This is a genomic window from Streptomyces sp. A2-16, assembly GCF_018128905.1.
In the GTDB taxonomy this organism is placed as follows: domain Bacteria; phylum Actinomycetota; class Actinomycetes; order Streptomycetales; family Streptomycetaceae; genus Streptomyces.
Genome location: NZ_CP063808.1, coordinates 3,707,167 through 3,730,732, shown reverse-complemented (window position 1 = coordinate 3,730,732; position 23,566 = coordinate 3,707,167). Strand labels below are relative to the sequence as shown.

The 23,566-nt window shown below is 72.1% G+C and carries 17 protein-coding genes; 11 read left to right on the top strand and 6 right to left on the bottom strand.

Features of this window, described 5'->3' with window-relative positions; all coding sequences use genetic code 11:
• The first annotated feature begins 72 nt into the window (after window positions 1-72).
• The 4 genes from IOD14_RS16770 to IOD14_RS16755 all read left to right on the top strand — a co-directional run bounded on the left by IOD14_RS16770 (window position 73) and on the right by IOD14_RS16755 (window position 6,609).
• On the top strand, window positions 73-1,242 hold the full coding sequence (locus IOD14_RS16770) for an MFS transporter (protein WP_123993664.1): 1,170 nt from the start codon (window positions 73-75) through the stop codon (window positions 1,240-1,242).
• A gap of 58 nt (window positions 1,243-1,300) precedes the next feature.
• Window positions 1,301-3,058 carry a beta-galactosidase gene (locus IOD14_RS16765; RefSeq protein WP_212670651.1) on the top strand — a complete coding sequence of 586 codons (1,758 nt, stop codon included), beginning with the start codon at window positions 1,301-1,303 and terminating at the stop codon, window positions 3,056-3,058.
• On the top strand, window positions 3,058-5,442 hold the full coding sequence (locus IOD14_RS16760) for a beta-galactosidase (protein ID WP_212670650.1): 2,385 nt from the start codon (window positions 3,058-3,060) through the stop codon (window positions 5,440-5,442). Before IOD14_RS16765 ends, IOD14_RS16760 begins: the two co-directional genes overlap by 1 nt.
• Before the next feature lie 99 nt (window positions 5,443-5,541).
• Window positions 5,542-6,609 (top strand): LacI family DNA-binding transcriptional regulator, encoded by a 1,068-nt coding sequence (locus IOD14_RS16755; RefSeq protein WP_123993667.1) that lies wholly within the window; start codon window positions 5,542-5,544, stop codon window positions 6,607-6,609.
• A 20-nt stretch (window positions 6,610-6,629) separates the two neighbouring features.
• Here the strand turns inward: IOD14_RS16755 and IOD14_RS16750 are convergent, their stop codons facing one another.
• The 4 genes from IOD14_RS16750 to IOD14_RS16735 form a co-directional block, all read right to left on the bottom strand.
• Complete coding sequence (locus tag IOD14_RS16750; protein ID WP_123993668.1) at window positions 6,630-7,604, bottom strand: LacI family DNA-binding transcriptional regulator; 975 nt, start codon at window positions 7,602-7,604, stop codon at window positions 6,630-6,632.
• Between the two features lie 28 nt (window positions 7,605-7,632).
• The gene (locus tag IOD14_RS16745) at window positions 7,633-10,536 is read right to left on the bottom strand and encodes an aminotransferase (RefSeq protein WP_212670649.1); all 2,904 of its coding nucleotides are present in this window, start codon (window positions 10,534-10,536) and stop codon (window positions 7,633-7,635) included.
• Window positions 10,537-11,416: 880 nt separating this feature from the next.
• Entirely contained in the window at window positions 11,417-12,496 is a 1,080-nt protein-coding gene (locus tag IOD14_RS16740) for a YihY/virulence factor BrkB family protein (protein WP_123993670.1), read from the bottom strand.
• Window positions 12,493-12,810: a hypothetical protein gene (locus tag IOD14_RS16735; protein ID WP_212670648.1), complete on the bottom strand. Its 318-nt coding sequence runs from the start codon at window positions 12,808-12,810 to the stop codon at window positions 12,493-12,495. The genes IOD14_RS16740 and IOD14_RS16735 overlap by 4 nt, the downstream gene beginning before the upstream one ends.
• 211 nt (window positions 12,811-13,021) lie before the next feature.
• Here IOD14_RS16735 and IOD14_RS16730 point away from each other — a divergent pair, with 211 nt between their 5' ends.
• The 3 genes from IOD14_RS16730 (at window position 13,022) to IOD14_RS16720 (ending at window position 17,186) form a co-directional block, all read left to right on the top strand.
• Window positions 13,022-15,208, top strand: a complete 2,187-nt coding sequence (locus IOD14_RS16730) for an RICIN domain-containing protein (RefSeq protein WP_212670647.1) — start codon at window positions 13,022-13,024, stop codon at window positions 15,206-15,208.
• A 93-nt stretch (window positions 15,209-15,301) separates the two neighbouring features.
• A complete protein-coding gene (locus IOD14_RS16725) occupies window positions 15,302-16,417 on the top strand; it encodes a chitinase (protein WP_174269374.1) in 1,116 nt (371 codons plus the stop codon).
• A 13-nt stretch (window positions 16,418-16,430) separates the two neighbouring features.
• Window positions 16,431-17,186 (top strand): NPP1 family protein, encoded by a 756-nt coding sequence (locus IOD14_RS16720; protein ID WP_123993673.1) that lies wholly within the window; start codon window positions 16,431-16,433, stop codon window positions 17,184-17,186.
• A 259-nt stretch (window positions 17,187-17,445) separates the two neighbouring features.
• Here the strand turns inward: IOD14_RS16720 and IOD14_RS16715 are convergent, their stop codons facing one another.
• The gene (locus IOD14_RS16715; protein WP_123993674.1) at window positions 17,446-18,105 is read right to left on the bottom strand and encodes a hypothetical protein; all 660 of its coding nucleotides are present in this window, start codon (window positions 18,103-18,105) and stop codon (window positions 17,446-17,448) included.
• Window positions 18,106-18,447: 342 nt separating this feature from the next.
• Here IOD14_RS16715 and IOD14_RS16710 point away from each other — a divergent pair, with 342 nt between their 5' ends.
• Both IOD14_RS16710 and IOD14_RS16705 read left to right on the top strand, forming a co-directional pair.
• The gene (locus IOD14_RS16710; RefSeq protein ID WP_123993675.1) at window positions 18,448-19,494 is read left to right on the top strand and encodes a histidinol-phosphate transaminase; all 1,047 of its coding nucleotides are present in this window, start codon (window positions 18,448-18,450) and stop codon (window positions 19,492-19,494) included.
• Window positions 19,495-19,499: 5 nt separating this feature from the next.
• Window positions 19,500-21,191: an aldehyde dehydrogenase family protein gene (locus tag IOD14_RS16705; protein WP_249125932.1), complete on the top strand. Its 1,692-nt coding sequence runs from the start codon at window positions 19,500-19,502 to the stop codon at window positions 21,189-21,191.
• A 12-nt stretch (window positions 21,192-21,203) separates the two neighbouring features.
• Here IOD14_RS16705 and IOD14_RS16700 read toward each other — a convergent pair whose 3' ends face one another.
• Window positions 21,204-21,704 carry an Lrp/AsnC family transcriptional regulator gene (locus tag IOD14_RS16700; RefSeq protein WP_123993677.1) on the bottom strand — a complete coding sequence of 167 codons (501 nt, stop codon included), beginning with the start codon at window positions 21,702-21,704 and terminating at the stop codon, window positions 21,204-21,206.
• Window positions 21,705-21,824: 120 nt separating this feature from the next.
• Here IOD14_RS16700 and pdhA point away from each other — a divergent pair, with 120 nt between their 5' ends.
• Together pdhA and IOD14_RS16690 are read left to right on the top strand one after the other, a co-directional pair.
• The gene (gene pdhA / locus IOD14_RS16695; RefSeq protein WP_212670646.1) at window positions 21,825-22,946 is read left to right on the top strand and encodes a pyruvate dehydrogenase (acetyl-transferring) E1 component subunit alpha; all 1,122 of its coding nucleotides are present in this window, start codon (window positions 21,825-21,827) and stop codon (window positions 22,944-22,946) included.
• A 5-nt stretch (window positions 22,947-22,951) separates the two neighbouring features.
• Window positions 22,952-23,212, top strand: a complete 261-nt coding sequence (locus IOD14_RS16690; protein ID WP_348540888.1) for a hypothetical protein — start codon at window positions 22,952-22,954, stop codon at window positions 23,210-23,212.
• Window positions 23,213-23,566: the final 354 nt, after the last annotated feature.

Genomic DNA, 23,566 nt, shown 5'->3' with positions numbered 1-23,566 from the left:
CCAACTTCGCATTTGCCCCCCTCCTTGTCCCGGGATCTTGACGACCCGGATGTTACCGGTAACATCGATCCCATGTCCTCGACACTGGCGCCTGCGCGCACCGCTCCGGTCTTCAGTCCGGCCGCCGTGGTCGCCTCCTGCGTCGGTTTCGTCCTCATCGGGGCCCTCCAAGCGCTGTACGGTCCGGCGATCCCCGCGTTCCGGAGGGAGTTCGGCCTGTCGCCCTCCGGGGCCGGACTGGGGCTGAGCGCTCATTTCGTGGGCGGGGTGGCCGGGGTCCTGTTGTTCGACCGGCTCTTCGGCCGGATCGGCAACCGGCGGATCCTGGGCGCCTCGTACCTGCTGATGGCGGTCGGCGCCGCGGGTTTCGCGCTCGCGCCGAACTGGCCGGCCGCCCTGACCGCCGCGCTGCTGGCCGGACTCGGCTTCGGTGGCATCGACTACGGCCTGAACCAGCTGTTCGCGGTCGGCTTCGGTCACCGTTCCACCGCGATGCTGAACATCCTCAACGCGCACTTCGGCGTGGGCGCGATCCTCGGTCCCGCCCTCATCGGCGTGGTGGGCGCCGGGCACTATCCGGCGGTCTTCCTCGGTTTCGCGCTCGCCAACCTGCCGTTGCTGCTGTGCCTGAAGGGCGTACGGGACCGGGCGCCGCAGCCGTCCGGCACGGCTCCCGGCTCCCCCGGGGTCCTCGGCCGCAGCCTGGCCTCGGTGCTCGCCGTGTTCGTCGCGCTCTACGTCCTGCACGTGGGCGTCGAGGCGGGCGTCGGTGGCTGGGAGCCCACGCATCTGGAGACCGTGGGCTACGGCGCCGGGGTGGCCGCGACCGCCACCTCCGTCTACTGGCTGATGATGACGGTGGGCCGCTTCCTGGTCGCGCCGATCGCGCTGCGGTACTCGGCACCGGCCATCGTCACCGTGTCCTGTGCGGGCATGACGGTCTGTCTCGTGCTGGCGTCCGTACGGGAGTTGGCCCCCTACGCGTATGCCGGTGTCGGTCTGTTCATCGCGCCGATCTTCCCCACCGGTCTGCCCTGGCTGCACCGGGCCGCCCCCGGCGCCCGACGCGCCGGCGCGCTGGTCATCGCCGCCTCGATGCTCGGCGGTGTGGCGGCGGGGCCGGTGCTGGGCAAGGCCATCGAATGGTCCGGGATCCGGGCCGTGCCGCTGCTGCTGAGCGGTGTCTCCGCGCTGTGCCTCGCCGCCACGCTCTGGCTCGTCCGCAGTACCCGAACCCGCTGAATCCCGCTGAACTCCGCTGAACTCCGCTGAACTCCGCTGACTGGAAGGGATGCCCCGCATGCCCGCTCTGACGACGTCCCCCGACGGTTTCCTCCTGCACGGTGAGCCGTTCCGGATCATCTCCGGGGCCATGCACTACTTCCGGATCCATCCCGACCAGTGGACCGACCGGCTGCGCAAGGCCCGGCTGATGGGTCTGAACACCATCGAGACGTATCTGCCGTGGAACCTCCACGAGCCCGAACCCGGCACCCTGGTCCTGGACGGCATCCTCGACCTGCCCCGCTGGCTGCGTCTGGCCCAGGACGAGGGTCTGCACGTCCTGTTGCGCCCCGGGCCCTTCATCTGCGCCGAGTGGGACGACGGCGGTCTGCCCGCCTGGCTGCTCGCGGACCCCGGCATCCGGCTGCGCAGCAGCGACCCCCGCTTCACGGCGGCGTTCGACGGCTACCTCGACCGACTCCTGCCCGCTCTGCGACCGTTCATGGCGGCGCACGGCGGCCCGGTGATCGCCGTGCAGGTGGAGAACGAGTACGGGGCGTACGGCGACGACACCGCGTACCTCAAGCACGTCCACCAGGCACTGCGCGACCGCGGTGTCGAGGAGCTGCTGTACACCTGCGACCAGGCCAACGCCGAGCACCTGGCGGCCGGCACCCTGCCGGGCACGCTCGCCACGGTCACCTTCGGCAGCCGCGTCGAGGAGAACCTGGCCGCCCTCCGCGCCCACCAGCCCCAAGGCCCGCTGATGTGCTCGGAGTTCTGGATCGGCTGGTTCGACCACTGGGGCGGCCCGCACCACGTACGGCCCGCCGCCGACGCCGCCGCCGACCTGGACCGCCTGCTGTCGGCCGGCGCCTCCGTCAACATCTACATGTTCCACGGCGGCACCAACTTCGGCTTCACCAACGGCGCCAACCACAAGCACGCCTACGAGCCCACCATCACGTCCTACGACTACGACGCCCCGCTCACCGAGAGCGGTGACCCCGGCCCCAAGTACCACGCCTTCCGTGAGGTGATCGCCCGCCACACGGCCGTCCCCGAGGAGCCGGCCCCGGCGCCCGCGCCCAAGCTCGCGGTCACCGACGTCGATCTGGACCACCGGGCGCCGCTGCTGCCGTACGTGCGCGGACTGCCGTCGACGGACACCGGGACACCGGTGACGATGAACGAACTGGGCGTGCACACCGGTTACGTGCTCTACCGCACCACGCTTCCCGGTTCGGGCGACGGCCTGCTGCACTTCCCGGGCGGGGTCGGCGACCGCGCGCAGGTCTTCGTGGACGGCGCCTGCGCCGGCGTCCTGGAGCGGGAACGGCACGACGAGACCCTGCCCGTGCGGGTGCCGCACACCGGGGCCGTCCTCGAAGTGCTCGTGGAGAACATGGGCGGGGTCAACTACGGGCCGCGCATCGGGGCTCCCAAGGGGCTGCTGGGCCCGGTGTCCTTCCAGGGCACCGAACTGCGCGGCTGGGAGTGCCGGGCCGTGCCGCTGGACGACCTGGCCGCGGTGCCGTTCGGCCCGTCCGAGGCGCGCACGGACGCCGTGCCCGCCTTCCACCGGGGCACCTTCGAGGTGGACGGCCCGGCGGACACCTTCCTCGCCCTGCCCGGCTGGACCAAGGGCCAGGCCTGGGTCAACGGCTTCCACCTCGGCCGTTACTGGAACCGCGGCCCGCAGCACACCCTGTACGTCCCCGCGCCCGTCCTGCGCCCCGGCACCAACGAACTGGTCCTGCTGGAGCTGCACGCCACCACCGGCACCCGCGCCCAGCTCACCGACACGCCCGACCTCGGCCCGGAGATCGACTGATGTCCCACCCGCACCACCTGCGCGTCCCCTCCCCCGCCGGTCCTCCGCTGACGGGGCACCTGCCCTTCACGGACGCCCCCGGGGTGCCCGACCCGATCGAGGTGACCAGCCGCTGGCTCACCCGGGGCGGCCGTGCCTGGTTCCCGGTCTCCGGTGAGTTCCACTACTCCCGCTGTCCCGCCGGGGAGTGGGAGGAGGAGCTGCTGAAGATGAAGGCGGGCGGGATCACGGCCGTCGCCAGTTACCTCATCTGGATCCACCACGAGGAGATCGAGGGCCGCGTCCGCTTCGACGGCGACCGCGACCTGCGGCGCTTCGCCGAACTGTGCGCCCGGCACGACCTGGACTTCATCCCCCGGATCGGCCCCTGGTCGCACGCGGAGGTCCGGAACGGCGGCCTGCCCGACTGGGTCCTGGCCCGCGACTGCCGACCCCGTACCGACGACCCGGCGTACCTGGACGCCGTACGACCCTGGTTCGCCGCGATCGCCGAACAGCTGCACGGTCTCGACCGGGCCCACGGCGGCCCGATCGTGGCGATCCAGATCGAGAACGAGCTCTACGACCAGCCGAACCATCTGCTGACGCTGAAGCGGATGGCCCAGGACGCCGGCCTGAGCGCGCCGCTGTGGACGTCGACCGCCTGGGGCGGGGTCCAACTCCCGCCGGACGAACTGCTCCCCCTCTACGGCGGCTACACCGAGGCCTTCTGGACCGAGGCCGACGGCGGCTGGCCCGACACCTGCCGCAAGCACTTCTTCTTCACCCACCAGCGCGACGACGAGGGCATCGGGTCCGATCTGCGGCCGGTACGGGTGCGCGGCAGCGAGCCCGACGCCTTCGCGGACCGATTCCCCTGGGCCACCTGCGAGTTGGGCGGCGGCATGGCGGTGTCGTACCACCGCAGGCCGTACGTCGACCCGGACGACATCGGAGCCCTCGGCCTCACCAAGATCGGCTGCGGCTCGGTCTGGCAGGGCTACTACATGTTCCACGGCGGCACCAACCCGGTGGGTGAGCTCAGCACCCTGCAGGAGTCCCACGCCACCGGCTATCCGAACGACCTGCCGGTCCTGACGTACGACTTCCAGGCACCGCTCGGCGAGTACGGCCAGTACCGCCGCACCTACCACGAACTGCGCCTCCAGCACCTGCTGCTGGCGGACTTCGGGCACCTCGTCGCCTCCATGGAGTCCGTGCTGCCCGAGCAGCTGCCGGACGGGCAGTTCGACCGGGACACCCTGCGCTGGGCGGTGCGCGGTGACGGCACCTCGGGCTTCCTGTTCGTCAACAACCACCAGCCGCACGAGCGGCTGCCGGAGCACCCGGAGACGTCCTTCACGGTCGAATTCCCCACTCCAGATGGGGAATTGACCCTGCCCAGCGTTCCCGTCACGGTGCCGAGCGGCGCGTACTTCTGCTGGCCGCTGCGTCTCGACGTGGCCGGTCTGCGGCTGGAGTGGGCCACCGCCCAGCCGGTGTGCACGGTCGACGTCGAGGGCCGTACGGTCCTCGTGCTGGCCGCGACGGACGGCATCGCGCCCGAACTCGCCCTGGACGCGGCCACGGTGTCGGCCCTGCACACCCCAAGCGGCACCGCCACCCAGGTCGGCGGCCGACTCCTGGTGACCGGACTGCGCCCCGGCACCGACGCCCTGGTGGAGGTGGACACCGCCGAGGGCGCAAGGGTCGGCCTGCTGGTGCTGGACGCGGCGACGGCCCGTACCGCCTACCGGGGCCGGGCATGGGGTGCCGAGCGGCTGGTGCTGAGCGAGGACGGTGTGGTCTTCGACCGGGACGAGGTACGGCTGCACGGTCCGGGGACGACGACGTCGTTCGCCGTGCTGCCCGCGCCCGAGCGGGCCCCCGTGGTCGACGGGGTGACCGCGGAAGGGGTCGCCGACGGCGTGTTCGTCCGTTACACGGCCCCGCCGGCCCCCGCCCGCGCGGACTCCGCGCCCGAGGTGACCCTCGTGCGGGCCGCCGGTCCCGCGCCCGAGACCGTCACCGGTGTCCAGGGCCGGGCGAGCGCGCCCGCCGACAAGTACTTCGACACCGTGGCCGCCGAGTACCACGTACGGGTTCCGGACGCGCTGCCGCCCGGGACGCTGCTGCGGCTGCGCTGGAGCGGGGACGTGGGGCGGGCGTACGTGGGAGACACGCTGGTCGCCGACCAGTTCTGCTCGGGGCGGGTGTGGGACATCGGCCTCGACCGGCTGCCCGCGGAAGCGCTGCGGACCGGGGGTCTGCGGCTGCGGGTGCTGCCGCTGCACGCCCAGGCGCCGGTGCACCTGCCCGAACAGGCCCGCGGCGCCCGGGAGACGGCCGCCGTCGCACACGCCGACTGGGTCACCAGGCGCACCCGTTCGGTCCGGGCGGGCTGACCTGCTCCGGAGACCGGCGCCTGCCCGCCTATGCTGTGCCCCCCGGGCGGGCCCGCGCCGCCGCACGACCGCCCCCACCACGTCGAGGAAACCGCCACCATGACCCCAAGCGCCGCCGAGGGAGCCGCACCGAAGGGGCGCAGCCGACGCAACTTCGCCGGCTCGCGTCCGGTGATGGACGACGTGGCCCGGCTCGCCGGTGTCTCCAAGCAGACCGTCTCCCGTGTGCTCAACGAGCATCCGTCCGTCCGCCCGGAGACCCGCGAGGCGGTCCTGACGGCCATGCGGACCCTCGGCTACCGGCCCAGCCGCAGCGCCCGTTCGCTGGCCAGCGGCCGCACCCGGATGCTCGGGGTCATCACCTTCGACGCGGCCCGCTACGGACCGGCAGCGATCCTGACCGCGATCAACACGGCCGCCCAGGAGGCCGGTTACCTGCTCAGCTCGATCTCCCTGGACACGGCGGAGCACGACACGGTCGTCGAGGCGGTCGACCGGCTGTCGGCCGAGGGCGCGGACGGGGTGATCGCCATCGCGCCGCAGCTGTGGGTCGGCCATGCCCTGGCGGACACCCGGTTCGACACCCCGCTGGTGGTGCTGGAGAACGGCTTCGACCCGGAGACCGAACGGCTCACCGGGGACTCCCGGGAGGGCGCCCGCAAGGCCACCGAGCATCTGCTGGGGCTCGGCCACCGCACGGTCTGGCACATCGCGGGCCCCAGTGGCTGGACCTCCGCCGACCGCCGGCTGTCGAGCTGGCGCTCCACGCTGGAGGCGGCCGGGGCGCCGGTCCCCGAGCCGCTCTTCGGCGACTGGAGCTCCGACTCCGGCTACCACCTGGGGCGCCGGCTGACCCGGCGTACGGACGTCACCGCGGTGTTCGTGTCCAACGACCAGATGGCTCTCGGTGTCCTGCACGCCTTCCACGAGGCGGGCCGCTCCGTGCCGGGCGAGGTCAGCGTGGTGGGCTACGACGACATCCCCGAGGCCGCGCATCTGCTGCCGCCGCTGACGACCGTGCGCACGGACTTCGGGGAGATCGGCACGCGGTCGCTACGGCTCCTGCTGAGCCGGATCGACGACTCGGCGAACCCGCCGCACCCGCAGTCGCGCGTCCCCGTCGACCTGGTGATCCGCGCGAGCAGCGGGCCGGCCCCGGAGAACTGACGCGGCAGGGGTCGGGCACCTCAGGCGGCCGTGGAGGCCCGTACGACGAGGTCGATGGGCAGCGTGCGGGTGGTGCCGCGGGGCGCTGCTCCGGAGAGAAGCTCGCACAGCAACCGGGCGCAGTCCGCGCCCATGTGACGGGGTTTCAGCTCGATCGAGGTGATCGGGGGCTCGGCGGTCCGCATCGCCAGGCTGTCGACGCAGGACGCCAGCAGCAGGTCCTCGCCCACGGCCCGGCCGGTGGACCGGATCTCGGGCAGGACGGCCGCCGCGGCCCCGTCGGCCGCGCACACGATCGCGTCGGTCCGGGGCGCCCCGGCGAGCAACGTCCCCACGACGCCCCGGAGCACCTGCGGCGAGGCACCGAAGGGCGCCTTGCGCAGCAGCGGCCTGATGCGGTGACCGGCGCACCAGCGCGCGTAGGTGCGCTGGAGGGTGAGGGCCCAGTCGGCGGTGGTGTCGGAGGCGATGAGCGCCGGTCGGCGGGCGCCCTGCGCGCGCACATGGTCGAGGAGTTCCGTCATGGCCGTCTCGTGGTCGGACCAGACCACGCCGTCGGGCTGCCTCTCGCCGGCGTAGCGCTCGGCCGTGACGACCGGGAGCCCCGCGTCCATCAGCCGTTCCACGACCGGGTTCCCCGGCATCGGGTCGCACAGGATCAGCCCGTCGACCTGCGGGAGGCGGCCGGAGGACAGCAGGGTCACGTTGAGCCCCGCGTGTGCGGCCTGTTCGGCGACGCCGAACACGAACGACATGTAGTACTCGGCATTGGTGGGGAACTCCGGGATGTGCAGCCCGATGGTGTCCGTGACGGAGGTGCGCAGGCTGCGGGCGCTGCGGTTGGGCGCGTAGCCGAGGCGCCGGGCGGCGTCCAGGACGGTCCGGCGGGTCGCGTCGGACACCCGGCCGTGGCCCCGCAGAGCGTCCGACGCGGTGGTCTTGGAGACCCCCGCTTCACGGGCGACGTCGGCGATCGTGGCGGGCGCGGTCGGCATGCGTGGGCTCCTGGCCTGCACCCCTGCCTCACCAGCCGTGGGTCAGCACGTCGTCCAGCGCGGCGGCGAAGACGTCGGCGCTGCGCCGGGTCAGGCACAGCGGTGGCTTGATCTTCAGGACGCACTGCCGGTCCGAGGTCGGCTGGACGACCACACCGAGCTCGCGCAGCCGCTCGCAGATCGCGGCGGTCTCCTCGGTCGCCGGCTCCAGGGTCTCGCGGTCCCGCACGAACTCGACGCCCAGGTAGAGACCCGAGCCGTGCACCGCGCCGATCAGCGGGTGCCGGTCGGCGAGTTCCTCCAGCCGACGCTTCAAGTACCCGCCGGTGTCCCGGGCGTTGTCCTGGAGCCGTTCGTCCCGCAGCGCGTCCAGCACGGTCAGCCCGACCACGCTGCTGACCGGGCTGCCGCCGGCCGAGGAGAAGAAGTAGCCCTGGGTGCGGTAGGCGTCGGCGATCTCACGCCGGGTGATCACGGCGCCCAGCGGGTGCCCGTTGCCCATCGCCTTGGCCACGGTGACGATGTCCGGTACGACGCCCTGCTGCTCGAACCCCCAGAAGTGGGTGCCGAGTCGGCCGTAGCCGACCTGCACCTCGTCCGCCAGGCACAGACCGCCGACGGCGCGCGTGGCCTCGTAGACCTCTCGCAGGTAGCCGTCGGGGAGGGGGAGCCCGCCCGCGTTGCCGTAGAAGGGCTCGCAGATGAAGGCGGCGGGCGCGTGGCCCTGTGTCGCGAGTTCGGTGATCCGCGCGGCGGCCTCGGGGCCGTACCGCCTCGCCTCGGCACCGCGGTGGCGGCCGCGGTAGGAGTTGGGTGCGGCCACGGTGTGGAGCCAACTCGGGCGTGAGGAAAGGGCGTTCGGGTTGTCCGCGATCGAGGTGGAGACCGCGTCGCTCGCGTACGTCCATCCGTGGTACGCCTCCTCGACCGCGATGGTGTCCTGCCGTCCGGTCGCCGCCCAGGCCAGGCGCAGGGCGAGGTCCACGGCCTCGGAGCCGCTGTTGACGAGGAAGACGGTGTCCAGGTCCGTGGGCAGGAGCGCGGTGAGCCGCTCGGAGAGTTCCACCACCGAGCCGTAGTGGAAGCGGGAGTTGGTGTTCAGGCGCCGCCACTGGCGGTGCACGGCATCGCTCAGCCCGGGGTGGCCGTGGCCGAGGATGGTCACGTTGTTGAGCATGTCGAGGTAGCCGCGGGCCCGGGTGTCGACGAGGTGGTGGCGCCAGCCGCGTTCGATGCGGGGCGGCTCGTCGTAGTAGTGCTCCTGGACGGTGGCGAAGGCGCGGTCGCGGCGGTCGAGGAGATCCTTTTCGGCGGAGGGCTCCTGCGGGTCCCGCCGGGTGATCAGTGCCGTCGGGTCGGGGCTCACCGCCAGCCAGCCGGCGGCCAGGTCCGGGGTGGCGAAACGGGGTGGGCGCCGGTCGGCCAGGGTCGACAGCTGCAGTCCGAGGATGTGTCCGCCGTTCCGCTCGGCGACTGTGCCGAGGGGCTGCCCGGCGGCGACGGGACCGGATGCGGGCGGTCCTTCGATGCCGTACAGCCACAGGACCGGCCCCTCGCCGCGCAGGTCGAGGGTGCCGTCGGCGTGCCGGGTGAGGGTGCCCGCCCAGGGGGCGTGCACCGCCGCCGGGTCCGCCAGGTGCAGGTCCACTCCGAGGGCGCAGGTCGCCGGGGTGTCCGTGGTGTCGATGGCGGTCCGGGTCAGGCGGAACTCGCCGTGCCGGGTGCGTGCCGCCGGCCGTCCGGCGGCCAGCGCCGCTTCGGCGTCCGCCTCGAGCCAGCGGCCCGTGTGCAGGTCGTCGCTCTGCGCGGAGAGGTCGAGCGCCGGTACGTCGTCGGGCAGGTCCGGCAGCATGCGGTGGGTGGGCATGACGGAGCCGTGCGGCACGGTCCGGCCGAGCGTCTCCCGCAGCTGGGCCGTCATGACCTGTGCCGGGACGGAGACGGCGGACTCGAACATGGCCCACTCCCGGGCCAGGGCCGCGGACGCGTAACCGTTGCCGGGGTCCTGGAGGACGTCGTACTGCCCGCTGACCACCAGGACGGCCGCCCGCAGCACGACGAGGGGCCACAGCACGGCCGTCTCCTCGTCCGAGAGCGGGCGGGCGGCGTCGAAGGCGCGGACGGCGGGCAGGACGCAGGAGGGGGCGGCGCCGTGGTGGTGCAGGACGGAGGTGCAGGTGACGGCCAGTTCCGCCACGGTCCAGCCGGCGCCGAGGTCCCCGAAGTCGATCACTCCGACGGGCATCCGCCGGCCGTCCCCGGCCGGCTCGCAGACGACGTTGTTGTCGGTGATGTCGCCGTGGACGAACTGGACGGGCAGCTCCTTCGCGTGCGGTTCCACGAGGGCGTACGCGGCCCGGGCGGCGCTCAGCACCCGCTCGGCGCGGGTGCGGTCGGGCCAGTGCGGGGCGAGTGCCTCGACCACCGCGAGGGCGTTGCGCAGGTCCCACGGCCGGAAGCGGTCGGTCTCGGGCGCGGTGAAGTCGGCGAGGGCGGCGGCGATCCCTCCGGCGAGTTCGCCGAGGCGCGCGACGACAACCGGGGCGAGATAGCGACTGTCCATGATCGGCTCACCCGGCACGAAGTCCAGCAGCCGGCAGGAGAGGGCGGCTCCGTCCACGGGGAAGGGCTGCACCACGTCACCGTCCACGCCCGGGCGTGCCGAGGGCAGCCGGAGACCGGGCAGCGCGCGGGCCAGGTGGTCCACGGCGTCGCACTGGGCCCTCAACTCGGCCGTCGAGGTGGCGGGGTTGGCGACCTTGAGGACGTACTCCCCCGCCTCGCCGCGCACCCGGTAGTTGCGGTCCTGCTGGCTGCCCAGGTCCCGCACGGTGCCCCGCACCCCGAACCGGCTCGCCAGCACGGCCGCCGCGGTCGCTTCGTCGATCGGCGCGACGGGTCGCACCAGCCAGTCCGTGGACGACAGGCCCATGGGTCGCTCCGCTTTCCGCGGCGAGGTGCCGCCGCTTCTCTGCCGGAACGTTCCGGCACGTCGTGCGACGACGGTAGGACGAACCGGGTCGCCCGGTCAACGCTCCCCTTCGCACAGGCTCCGTCTCATGCGTCGCGGGCTCACCAGGATTACCTCGCGGGATATGGGTACCTGCAGGCTGGGTCCCTGGGGAGCCGCGGCGGCGGTCCACGGTGGCTTGTCCGGTGCGCCCGCGGTGTGGGGCCGTGGGCACACGACGGCGTCGGCCCGCTCAGCAGGTCCGAGCGGGCCGACGCGCCTCGCACATCCGTCGGCGCTCTGGCGGCCGGGAGGGTGGTGCAGGAATCCCCGTGATGTCGTCGGCGGTGCCGCCTGCTGCCTCGGCGTCGTCTGCTTCCCTGTCTTTCGCCGTCGCCTGCCTCGCCGTCGTCTCCGTCGGCGTGGTCTGCCTCGCCGTCGTCTCCGTCGGCGTGGTCTGCCTCGCCGTCGTCTCCGTCGGCGTCGTCTCCTTCGCCGTCCGCCTCGTCCCCGCCTGGCTCGCGCGCCACGCCCCGGCGCTCACCACCCAGACCACCGGTCCGTACGCCGCTGCCCTGCCCCGCGGCCCCGCCACCCGCCCTTCCACGCCGTCACGGCGGCGGCACCGCACTGCGGCTTCTTGCCCTCCGCCGGGCGAGCCGGCCTCCACGGCCGAGGCCGCCGCCCGTCACGGACCCGGCCACCGCCGACAGCACCTTGGCCGCCCCGGCGGGGTCCGGGAGGCGGCCCGCCGCGTCGGAGTCCCGTCCGGCTCGGGCACGTCCGCCAGCGATCTCATGACCTGCGGTCGTGCCGAGCTCACCGAGACAAGCGGCGCGCGGCGCGCAGGAGGATCAGTGGGTCACCGGTCGCGCGCCGGTCCCGGCTCGTCGACCCGACGCAGGTCCTGCTCGTCCCAGGTCCTGGTGTCGCGCGGCTCCGTGTAGGGCTCCTGCTCGGGCGGCATGCCTCCGGCGATCGCCCGCTGCCGGACGGACTCGGCGTCGAACTCCAGGCCCAGGAGGATCGCCAGGTTGCTGATCCACAGCCAGATCAGGAAGACGATGACGCCGGCCATGGTGCCGTAGGTCTTGTTGTACGAGCCGAAGTTGGCGACGTAGAACGCGAATCCGGCGGACGCGACCAGCCAGATGACGAGGGCGAGGAAGCTGCCCGGTGTGATCCACCTGAACCCCTTCACCCGGGCGTTCGGGGCGGCCCAGTACAGGAGCGCGATCATGATCGTCACCAGGATCACCAGGACCGGCCACTTGGCGATCGACCACACCGTCAGGGCGGTGTCACCGATCCCGAGCGCCGTGCCCGCCTTGCGGGCCAGGGTGCCGGTGAAGACGACGATCAGGGCGCTGATGACGGCGAGCACCATCAGGACGACCGTCAGACCGACCCGCACCGGGAGGATCTTCCAGATGGGGCGACCCTCCGGCATGTCGTAGACCCGGTTGGCGGAGCGCATGAACGCGGCCACGTACCCGGACGCCGACCACACCGCCAGGACGATGCCGACGATCGCCATGAGCGAGCCGACGCCGGCGTTGTTCTGCAGTTGCTCGACGGCGCCGGTGATGATGTCGCGGGCGGAGCCCGGGGTGAACTGTTGGAGGTTCTTCAGCACCGTGTCCGTGGCGGACTTGCCGGTCAGGCCGAGCATCGACACCAGGACCAGCAGGGCCGGGAAGAGCGACAACAGGCCGTAGTAGGTCAACGCCGCGGCCCGGTCGGTGAGTTCGTCGTCCTTGAACTCCCGCAGGCTGCCCCGCAGCACCGCACCCCACGCCGTCTTCGGCAGCTGCGTCGGTGTGTCCGGCGCACGCTCCTCCACGGCGGGCCCGGGGCCCACCTCCTCGGACGGCGGGGCCTCGCGCCTTGGAGCCTCGTCACCGGCGTGGTGCTCTTTGTGTCCAGGAAGATGCAGCTTCATGCCGCCCGAGTACCCCCGGACACCCTCCCAATCCGGACATCGGTGGGACGTCCGCGAGCGACCACGACGGTTCGGGGCAGCAGCCGCCCGATCACCGCGCCGACGGCGTCACGCCGCGTCGAGGTGTCGTGCGGACCGCCGTGGGGACCGCTGCCCGGACCGCCGTCCGGGGCGGCGCCGCGGACCAGTCGCAGGTGACGCCGCCTGGCGTGCCGGGGCGCCGACGACCTGGCCGACAATCGGTCCTCGATGCGGTCCATGGCGTACAGCAGCACCCCGAGGGCGGGCAGCAGCGACACGGCTACGGCGATCACAGCGCAGGCTCCCTCCCGGCCGACGACATCCCGCCGGGTGCCCCTCCATGGCCACCCAAGCCCTCCGAAGCGGAACTCCCGGATTCCCCCAGCACCAACCACCTTCCCTCAAGGCTTACTTCACCTCTTGACGTAAGTGGTCCAGACCTTTAGGTTCACGGGTCAGCCAGACACCTCGCGACACCCTCACCCCCCACGAAGGGCCCTGTGCATGCACACCCTCACGCGCCTTCGCAGATCCGGCGCCGCCGCGCTCGTCACGGCCGCCGCCGCGTCCGTCCTGACCTCCCTGCCGACACCGGCCGAAGCCGCCGCCGCGCTCCCCACCGGCTTCTCTACTGTCATGAACGCGGCAAGCGGACGGTGTCTGGACGCCCGGTCGGCGGGCACCGCCAACGGCACCGTCGTCCAGCAGTACGCCTGCAACGGCACCACCGCCCAGCAGTGGAGCTTCACCGCCACGAGCGACGGCTATGTCCGCCTCGACACCCGCAACAGCACCGGCCAGGTCGTGGACGTCGCCGACGTCTCCACCGCCGACAACGCGCCCGTCCACCTCTGGGCCTACGGCGGCGGCGCCAACCAGCAGTGGCTGCCCGTCCACGAGGGCGGCGGCGCCTACCACTTCGTCAACCGCAACAGCGGCAAGTGCCTGGACGACCCGGGCGCCTCGACCGCCGACAGCGTGCAGTTCGTGCAGTACACGTGCAACGGCAGCGCGGCCCAGCGCTTCCAGGTGGTGCCCGTGACCCAGTCGGCCGCGAACCCGGACCTCGGCCCGAACGTCGTCGTCTTCGACCCGTCGATGTCGTCCTCGACGATCCAGTCGAGGCTGAACTCGATCTTCCAGCAGCAGGAGACCAACCAGTTCGGCTCCCAGCGCTACGCCGTCCTGTTCAAGCCGGGCTCCTACACCGCGGACGCCAACGTCGGCTTCTACACCCAGGTCGCGGGGCTGGGCCTGACCCCGGACGCGGTGACGATCAACGGTGCCGTGCACGCGGAGGCGGACTGGTTCCAGGGCAACGCGACGCAGAACTTCTGGCGCGGGGCCGAGAACCTGTCCGTCAACCCCACCGGCGGCAGCGACCGTTGGGCGGTCTCGCAGGCGGCTGCGTACCGCCGGATGCATCTGCGCGGCAACCTCGCCCTGGACGACAACGGTTGGTCCAGCGGCGGCCTGCTCGCCGACACGAAGATCGACGGTCAGGTCAACTCCGGCAGCCAGCAACAGTGGTTGACCCGCAACTCGCAGCTCGGCAGCTGGACCGGCGCCAACTGGAACATGGTCTTCGTCGGCAGCCAGGGCGTCCCGGGCACCACCTTCCCCAACCCGCCCCACACCACGGTCGCGCAGTCCCCGGTCAGCCGTGAGAAGCCGTTCCTGTACGTCGACGGCGACGGCGCCTACAAGGTGTTCGTGCCGTCCGTGCGATCCAACTCCACGGGCACCAGCTGGGCGAACGGCTCCCCGGCCGGCAGCTCCCTCTCCCTGGACACCTTCTACGTCGTGAAGCCCGGCGCGAGTGCCGCGGACATCAACGCGGCGCTGGCGGCGGGCAAGAACCTCCTGGTCACACCGGGGGTGTACCACCTGAACCAGACGCTGCAGGTGAACCGCGCAGACACCGTCGTCCTCGGGCTCGGCCTGGCCACGTTCGTGCCGGACAACGGCGTCACCGCGATGAAGGTGGCCGACGTCGACGGCGTGAAGGTCGCGGGCGTCCTCTTCGACGCGGGCACCACCAACTCGCCCACGCTGATGGAGGTCGGCCCGTCCGGCTCCGCCGCCTCCCACGCCGCGAACCCGACCTCCCTGCACGACGTGTACTTCCGCGTCGGCGGCGCGGGCGTCGGCAAGGCGACCACCAGCCTCGTGATCAACAGCGACAACGTCATCGGCGACCACATGTGGATCTGGCGTGCCGACCACGGCAGCGGCGTCGGCTGGAACACCAACACCGCGGACACGGGCCTGATCGTCAACGGCGACAACGTCACGGCGTACGGCCTGTTCGTCGAGCACTACCAGAAGTACCAGACCATCTGGAACGGCAACGGCGGCCGCACGTACTTCTACCAGAACGAGATGCCCTACGACCCGCCCAACCAGGCGGCCTGGATGAACGGCTCCACGCAGGGCTACGCCGCCTACAAGGTCGCCGACTCGGTCACCAGCCACCAGGCCTACGGCCTCGGCAGCTACTGCTACTTCAACGTGAACCCCGGTGTGGCCGCGGAACGGGCCATCGAGGCACCCAACACCGCGGGAGTGCGCTTCCAGAGCATGGTGACGGTCTCCCTCGGCGGCACCGGCACCATCCGGCACGTCGTCAACGGCATCGGCGGCCCGTCCAACTCCTCGACCAACGTGGCCAATCTGACCAGCTACCCGTAGAGCTCCGTCCTTCAGCCGCCCCCTCTCGACTTCCCGACCGGGAGGGGCGGTCCCTCCGGCATCCCCCACCCCCCTCAAGGAGCGTGCTCACCCATGTCCGTGTCCCTGCGCAGAGGCCGCTTCGCGGTCTTCCCCGTCCTCGCCGCCGTGCTCACCGCGCTGTTCACGGTGACGCCCGCACACGCCGCCTCCGGCACGATCACCGGCCTCGCCGGCAAGTGCGTCGACGTGGCGGGCGCGTCCGCCGCCAACGGCACGGCCGTACAGCTCTACGACTGCAACGGCACCGGCGCCCAGGTCTGGTCCAACTCCGGTGACGGGACCCTGCGGGCGCTCGGCAAGTGTCTGGACATCGCCGACCGCAGCACCGCCGACGGCGCGGCCGTACAGCTGTGGGACTGCTCGGGCGGCGCCAACCAGCAGTGGGTGGTCTCCGCCGCGCGCGACATCGTCAATCCGGCCGCGAACAAGTGCCTGGACGTCCGGGACAACAGCAGCGCCAACGGCGCCCGGCTGCAGATCTGGACCTGCGCCGGTACGGCCAACCAGAAGTGGAACGCGCCCGCGAGCGGAGGCGGCGGCACACCGTCCGGATTCGTCGTCAGCGAGGCGCAGTTCAACCAGATGTTCCCGAACCGGAACTCCTTCTACACCTACAGCGGCCTGGTCGCGGCGCTGAGCGCCTACCCCGGTTTCGCGAACACCGGCAGCGACACGGTGAAGAAGCAGGAGGCGGCGGCCTTCCTCGCCAACGTGAACCACGAGACCGGCGGGCTGGTGCACATCGTCGAGCAGAACACCGCCAACTACCCCACATACTGCGACTGGAACCAGCCGTACGGCTGCCCCGCCGGTCAGGCCGCCTACTACGGCCGCGGCCCGATCCAGCTGTCCTGGAACTTCAACTACAAGGCCGCGGGCGACGCGTTGCGGATCGACCTCCTCAACAACCCCTGGCTGGTGCAGAACGACTCCGCCGTGGCCTGGAAGACCGGTCTCTGGTACTGGAACACCCAGTCCGGCCCCGGCACCATGACCCCGCACAACGCCATGGTCAACCAGGCAGGCTTCGGACAGACGATCCGCTCGATCAACGGCTCCCTGGAGTGCGACGGCCGCAATCCCGCCCAGGTGCAGAGCCGGGTCGACGCCTACAACCGGTTCACGTCGATCCTCGGGGTCGCCCCCGGCGGCAACCTCTACTGCTGAACAGGGGCACGACATGCGGAAGTTGAGATCACTGATCACGGCCCTCGGCGCCCTGGCTCTCGTCGTGGCGGTCCCCGCGAGCGCCCACGCGAGCGTGCTGACCCTGCTGCCCCAGAACGCCGACGGCCTGGAGCAGACCTTCTCCCCCGCCTACGACTACGACCGCGACGGCTGCTACGCGACCGCCGCGATCGGCGCCGACGGCACGATCAACCCCGGGCTGAAACTCGGCGGCGACGTCAACGGCAAGTGCCACGACTACGCCCAACTGGCCAACGCCAACACGTACTCGAGGGAGAAGTGCAACAACGGCTGGTGTGCCGTGATGTACGCCAGCTACTTCGAGAAGGACCAGGCGACGCTCGGTCCGGCGGCCATCGGGCACACCCATGACTGGGAGCACGTCGTGGTGTGGGTCTCCGGCGACCAGGTCCAGTACGTGTCGGTCTCGCAGCACTCCGGCTACCAGGTGGCAGCTCGGTCCGCGGTGCGTTTCGACGGCACCCACCCGAAGATCGTCTACCACAAGGACGGTGTCTCGACCCACTGCTTCCGGTTCGCGAGCGCCAACGACGAGCCGCCGGAGAACGCCACGGGCGGCTGGTTCTTCCCGCGCCTCGTGGGCTGGAACGGCTATCCCGCCGGGTACCGCGAGAAGCTCATCGGCGCGGACTTCGGCTCGGCCACGCTGAAGATCGACGACGGCGACTTCCAGTACGCCCTCGACCGCGCCAAGCCGTCGGGGATCGGCTTCGATCCCTATGCCTGACCCTCGCCCGGCGGACGGCGCGGCCAGGTGAGCCGGGCCCGGCGGCCCCCACGGACAGAGCGGCCTGCGGTACGGGCCCGTCGAAGCCGTGGAGGCCGCCGGGCCGCACGTGCTCGTCGACGGCTCGGCACTGACGATGGACACCACTCTGCCGCCCGGCGCGCCCGGTGGCCCGGTGGCCCGGTGGCCCGGTGGCCCGGTTGACCGGTACACGCCGCACACCTGACCTTGGTTGCGGCCGACCACCGCCACGACCGTGTCACGGATGGTAGATGTCCCAGCCCGTCGACGCGGTGGGTGAAGGGTTCGGCGTCGACCGGTCCGCGTCGCACTGTGCGGGGTCCTGCGCCGGGAGCAGCCGGTGCACACCGATCCACTCCGTCCCGAACCGCACGTCTGCGTCCCCGGCGGTGGCCAATTCCCCTGTGACCCGCGGCAGTTCGCCGCCGGCCAGAGGTCTGCCCGCGTACGCCGCGACAAGAACACGGGTGCACGTGCCGTCCCGTCCGGTGGGCAGGCCGCTCGGGAAAGCGACGGTCCGGGTGTTGCTGCCGTCCATGGACAGTTCGTGGCGCATGACGAACGACGTCTCCGGCCCCGTCGACCTGGCGGTGAGCGCCCAGAACTCGACCTGCACGGCCAGTGGTCGGCACAGTGCCCGGACATCACCCGTACGCGGTGGGTGGAGGACGACCGATGCCTTGGCGTACGACGGTCCGGCCCCGTCGGTCGTCCCTTGGAAGGCGACCGCGCTCCGCAGCCAGGCGGCCTGCTGCCGTCCCGACCACTCGGCGTCGTCACGGCAGCCGCCGGTCTGCGCGCCCGCGGACGCCTTCGAGCAGCCGACCGCGAGCAGGGCGAGGACCGCCGCGCCCGCCGTCAGGGCTCCGTGACGGAAGCGGGTCTTGGTGGTGTGCATGGTCTCCCTCGATCGGAACGGGACGGGTGCGGACACCGGGTGGCCGGGCGGCGAGCAGTCTGCTGGCGCCTCGCCGGCGGCGGGGACATCGAGGGCGCGCTGTGTCCGTCCTGTGATCAGGGAGGCGGCCCGGGGCCTGGCAGGGGGTGTGCCGTCCGTCTCGCGGTACGGGTCCCGCGAGGCGCGCCGGGAGACGGTTTGCCGATCATGTGCCTCGTTTTCGGCGATTCGTAGCCGAATTTCCCAAGCAGTTGAACGCTTGTCGTCCTCTCTTCACGATTTGCCTGTCAAAGTGCCCGACGGCCAGGCCTCGGGTCCCAGCGCTGCAGAAGCGAGACCAGCATGGTGCGTGTCCGTGCGTCCCTGTCCCAGCTGCCCGCCTACGTTCCGGGCCGCAAACTGCCCGGGGCCATCGTGCTGGCCGGCAACGAGTCCCCCTACGGGTTGCTGCCGGGGGTGGCCGCGACCCTCGCGGAGGCCGCCGGCGGTGTGTCGCGGTACCCCGATCTGCACGCCGGCTCGCTGGTCGAGGCCCTGGCGGCGCACCACGGGGTCCAGCCGGACCGGATCGCGGTGGGCGCCGGTTCGTCCGAGGTGTGCGGGCAGTTGCTGCACACCGTCGTGGGGCCCGGTGACGAGGTCGTCTTCGGCTGGCGGTCGTTCGAGGCGTACCCGATCCTCACCGCCGTGGCAGGCGGTACGGCGGTGCGGGTGCCGCTGCGCGACCACGCCCTCGACCTCGATGCCATGGCCGCGGCGATCACCGCCCGGACCCGGCTGGTCTTCGTGTGCAACCCCAACAACCCGACGTCCACGGCTGTCGGTGCGCGGGCCCTGACCGACTTCGCGGACCGGGTGCCCCGGGATGTACTGATCGTCGTCGACGAGGCGTACCGGGAGTACGCCGATCCCGCCCTGGTCCCCGACGGCCTCGCCCTCCTCGGCGACCGTCCGAACGTGGCGGTGCTGCGGACCTTCTCGAAGGCGTACGGACTGGCGGGACTCCGGGTCGGCTACTGCGTCGCGCCGCCCGGGATCGCGGCGCACGTGCGCCGGACGCAGGTGCCGTTCAGTGTCAGTGGGCTCGCCCAGCGGGCCGCCGTGGTCGCCCTCGGCGAGGGCGCGGAGGTCGTGCGGCGGGCCGCCCTCACGGTCGCCGAACGCGACCGTGTCACCGAGCGGTTGCGGGCGCTGGGCCATGACGTGCCCGACTCCCGGTCCAACTTCGTCTGGCTGCCGCTCGGCGACGACAGCGCGGACTTCGCCCGGCACTGCGCCGACGGGAAGGTCGTGGTCCGCCCGTTCCCCGGCGAGGGCGTCCGGGTGACGATCGGGCTGCCGGAGGAGAACGACGCCCTCCTCTCGCTCGCGGCGAGCCGGCGAGGCTGACGGCCGTGCTCCCCGGTCCCTACGAACGGCACCGAGAGCTGCTGCGGAGCGTCGTTCGCGCCATCGCCTCCGGTGAGTCCCGTCGCCCCTTCACCGAGGCCACCGGCCAGGACGCGGCCGACGCCGGCATGAGGTCGACCCGCACCGCGGGGAAGGTGTTCCGCTCACTGCTGGGGCGGCCCTTCGACCTGGGGCAGCCCGGCGAACTCGGCCGTGTGCGCACGGAGTCGTCGCCGTACGGCCTCGCTCTGGCCATCGACTACCCGCGCTGCGATCCCTCGGAGCTGGTCGCGGCGGCCGGGCGTGCGGCGGCCGGCTGGCGGGCCGCCGGCCCGCATCAGCGCGCCGGGCTCGCCGTGGAGATTCTGCGCCGGCTCAACACCCGCAGCCACGAGCTGGCCCTCTCGGTGCACCACACCACCGGCCAGCCCCTCCAGGGAGCCTTGCGCGCCGCTGGGCCACGCGCCCAGGACCGCGCCCTGGAGGCGGTGGCCCTGGCCCTCGCCGAGTCGGAACGCGTCCCGGCCGCCCTGCACTGGAAGAGCGCCGAACGAGGCGGGCAACCGCTCCAGGGCACCTGCGCCCTGGTGCCCCGCGGGGTGGCGCTGCTCGTCGGCTGTCCCGACTTCCCGCTCTGGAACGGGTATCCGGGCCTGTTCGCCAGCCTGGTGACCGGCAACCCTGTCGTCGTGGCTCCGCACCCGCGCTCGGTGCTGCCGCTGGCGATCACGGTGCGCGTCGCCCGGCAGGTGCTGGCGGAGGCCGGTCACTCCCCCGACCTCGTGACCCTGGCGGTGGCGGAACCGGAACGGCAGGTGCACCGGCGGCTGGCCACGGACCCGGCGGTGCGCATCGTCGACTACACGGGCTACGCGCGTTTCGCCGACTGGCTGGAGCAACACGCCCGCCAGGCCGCCGTGTTCGCCAACCGGACCGGACTGAACACCGTGGTCGTGGACTCCACCGACGACTACCGGGGCCTGATCCGGGGTCTTGCCCTCGCCTCGTGCCGGTGCAACGGGACGGTGCGCACCACGCCGCAGAACATCCTGGTTCCGGAGCGGGGCTTCAGCACCGACGAGGGGCACAAGACGCTGCGGGACCTCGGGGCCGACCTCGGCGACGCCGTGGACCGGCTGCTCGGGCATCCCGCCCGCGCGGCCAGGGTGCTGGGCGCGATCACCACCGACGAGGTGCGCGGCGCCCTGACGGACGCCGCACGCCACGGCCCGGTCCTGCATGCCTCCGGCCCCGTGGCCCATCCCGACCACCCGCGCGCCGACCTGCGCAGTCCGCTGCTGGTGCGGCTGCGCGCCTCCGACGAACGCGTCTACACGCGCGAGTGGCCGGGGCTCGTCTCCTTCCTGGTGGGCACCGACTCGACCTCGCACAGCCTCGCTCTCCTGCGCCGTACCGTGGCGCGGCACGGCGCGCTGTGCGCCTCGGTGCACTCCACCGACCCGCTGGTGCTGGCGGCGGCCGAGACGGCGGCGCTGGACGCCGGGGTGCATCTGGTGGAGAACCTCGACGACCTGCCCGCCGACCCGTCCTCGGCCCTCGCCGAACTTCCGGGCTGCGGTGTCCACTTCGTCACCGGTCGGTTCCGCGTGGTGCGCTCCCGGCGGCACGCACCGGCGGCGGCTCCCGTCCCGGCACCGGGCCGGCCAGGGGGCACCGCGGAGCTGGTCGACGTATGACCGCGTCGGTTCTCAGTCCGTCCACGTGGCGCCGCGCCCCCGCACCTCGTCGAAGACGAGCCAGGTGCGGGTGGAGCGCACACCTGGGATGCCCTGGATCTTCTCCAGCACCACCTGGCGCAGCACGAGGTTGTCCGGGGCGCGGACGAGCACCAGGACGTCGAAGTCTCCGGTGACGAGGGCGACGTGCTCCACGTACGGGATCTCGCGCAGCTCGTGCGAGATGTCGCGCCAGGCGTTCTGCTCGATGCTCATCGTGACGTAGGCGCTCGTGCCCAGGCCCGCCCGCTGGGCGTTGAGCTGGGCGGTGAAGCCCGTGATGACGTCCTCGGCCACGAGCCGGCCGATGCGGGTGTAGGCGTTGGCCCGGGAGATGTGCACCTGCTCGGCGAGGGCGCGGACCGAGATCCGGCCGTCCTCGAGGAGCCGGCTCAGGATCTGCCGGTCGATGTCGTCGAGCGGGACGGCAGTTCGTCCGGCCACTGCCCCCGGCAGCGAGCTTTCCTCGGACACTTTGTCCTCCCAGACCCTGATGTTCGGCAGTTCATCGCCGGTTCGGCCGAGCTGCTGAACACATATTCCGCGACGGCCACCGTTCTCCTGTCAAGTGTCCAGAGAAAGCGAGTGCCCTCCATGTCTGTGAAGAGCCTCCGCCAGACGGTCCAGGGCCTCCTGCCGTCCCTGACGCCGGTGCGGTTCGTGGCCGAGGACGGCACACCGGTCGCGAAGCAACCGGCCGACTGCACCGAGCCCGAGGTCGAGACCCTGATAGACGCCTGGCGGCGCATGGTCCTGGGCCGCCGGTTCGACTCCCAGGCGACCGCCCTCACCAAGCAGGGCCGCCTCGCGGTCTACCCCTCCAGCCGTGGCCAGGAGGCCTGCCAGATCGGCGCCGTGCTCGCACTGCGCCCGGACGACTGGCTGTTTCCGACCTACCGCGACTCCGTCGCCCTGGTGACGCGCGGCATCGACCCCGTCGAGGTGCTCACGCTGCTGCGCGGCGACTGGCACTGCGGCTACAACCCCGCCGCCACCCGTGTCGCGCCCCAGTGCACCCCGCTGGCCACCCAGGTGCTGCACGCGACGGGCATGGCCGAGTCCCTGCGCCGCAAGGGCGAGGCCGGTGTGGCGATGGCGCTCGTCGGGGACGGGGCGACCAGCGAGGGCGACTTCCACGAGGCGCTGAACTTCGCGGCCGTCTTCCGCTCCCCGGTCGTCTTCTTCGTGCAGAACAACAAGTACGCGATCTCCGTACCGCTGGCCCGGCAGACCGCGGCACCCGCCCTGGCGTACAAGGGCATCGGCTGCGGGGTGCGCTCCGAGCAGGTCGACGGCAACGACCTGGTCGCGATGCTGGCGGTGCTGACCGCGGCCGTCGAGCACGCCCGCGCCGGTCACGGCCCCGTCCTGGTCGAGGCGCACACCTACCGCATGGACGCGCACACCAACGCCGACGACGCCACCCGCTACCGGGAGGACGACGAGGTCGACCAGTGGCGGTCCGCCGACCCGGTCGACCGTCTGGAGACATACCTGCGCTCGCGCGGCGCCCTCGCCGACGAGGACGTGGCGGCGCTGCGGGAGGAGGCCGAGGAGCTGGCGGCACGGGTGCGCGCAGGCATGAACGCGGACTCCGTACTGGACCCGCTGGAGCTGTTCGACCACGTCTACGCCGATCCCACCCCACAACTGCGCGAGCAGCGAGCCCAGTTGGCGGTCGAACTCGCCGAATCCGCCCAGGCCCAGGAGGACTGACGACCATGGCCAAGGTCACGATGGCGCAGGCGCTCAACACCGCCCTGCGCGACGCGCTGCGCGAGGACGAACGGGTCCTCGTCTTCGGCGAGGACGTCGGTCCGCTCGGCGGGGTGTTCCGCATCACCGACGGACTGACCCGCGACTTCGGCGAGCAGCGCTGCTTCGACACCCCGCTCGCGGAGGCCGGCATCGTCCGAGGGGCCGCAACCGCGGCCGGCGGCGCCGTCGTCGCGTACGGCGGCCTCCAGATCCAGTCGCGCTGACCGCGGACAGAGGGAAACGGAGCGTGGCCGACGGCGGCAGCCGGCGGCTTGTCCGCCGGCGATGCGCGCGAGTAACACCGGCCGCCCTGATGAGGCGACAGCCCTGGCAACCCTCCAGGAGGCACACAGCGGGACCCTGTGCGAGAGAAGATCCTCTGCCAAGATTGACTCGCTCTGAAGGATCCCCATGCATGAGCAATTTATGGGCCTGTCAATCGAGCGGTGTAACTGCGGGTTGGAGTTACTGACGGGCTGCGGAGAGGCGGCCGTCGAGGAGAGAGGATCCGCGGAATCCGCGATTTGGCCCGGCCGGAGATGGGTGGTAGATGGCTGTGGTCACCCGGCTCGTCGTGG